Source organism: Streptomyces sp. BR123, assembly GCF_013401435.1.
GTDB lineage: Bacteria > Actinomycetota > Actinomycetes > Streptomycetales > Streptomycetaceae > Streptomyces.
Map to the genome: position 1 here is coordinate 1 of NZ_JACBGN010000660.1, position 724 is coordinate 724.

General features: G+C 62.6%; 1 protein-coding gene. It reads left to right on the forward strand.

All coding sequences use genetic code 11. From position 1 onward, the window contains the following. The first annotated feature begins 259 nt into the window (after nt 1–259). Complete coding sequence (locus HYE82_RS36930; RefSeq protein WP_179178585.1) at nt 260–544, forward strand: DUF2530 domain-containing protein; 285 nt, start codon at nt 260–262, stop codon at nt 542–544. Nucleotides 545–724 lie beyond the last annotated feature (180 nt).

Below are 724 nucleotides of genomic sequence, written 5' to 3' on the forward strand. Positions count from 1 at the left end.
GCGTATAGCTGCCTCAAGGATAATAAACAAATTTTAGTAAACGGCCACGTCCTTTTTTTTTTTTTCAAGCAGAAGACGGCATACGAGTTACGGACCGGTCTCGTGGGCTCGGAGATGGGTATAAGAGACAGGTGCGAGTTCGTATGATCAAATGATCAAAATGGGCCTGGGCCCAGAACCGTTTCAGTATGAACACATGAACGAAAGCCCGTCCATCTCCGCGCGTAGACCCTGATTTCCGCCGCCTAGACTTGTGGGCATGGCGAAATGGACTGCGCAACACGAGGCCCCCGAGCCCTTGGAGGGCCCGGTCGTCGCGACCATCACCGGTGGCACCATCGTGTGGTTCGTCCTGTTCCTCGCCCAACTCCCCTTCTACGGGTGGTTCGCCGACCGGGACCTGCTGTGGTGGGTCTGGTGCTGCGCCGCAGGCGGCGGCCTCGGCCTGATCGGCATCTGGTACGTCCGCGGCCGCGACGCCGCGCTCAAGCGCCACGCCGCCGAGGCGGCCGAGCAGGCCGAGGCCGCACCCCACGCCGGATAGGGCATGGCGACCAGAGGACGATTTCCCTCATCCCGAAGTCGGATCTTCATCCCTCTCGGCGGGTGAACAGCGGATTCCGCCTTTACCGTCGAAAACATGACGCAGCGGGCGAAGATCGATTCGAACGGTCCCGAGCCGGGCGCCGGGCAGCAGGCACCCCGCCCCCCGACCGGCCACCCG

What these genes read in the sequence shown, in the direction of transcription:
- HYE82_RS36930 (WP_179178585.1), top strand. Translation starts at nt 260, where the DNA reads ATGGCGAAATGGACTGCGCAACACGAGGCCCCCGAGCCCTTGGAGGGC.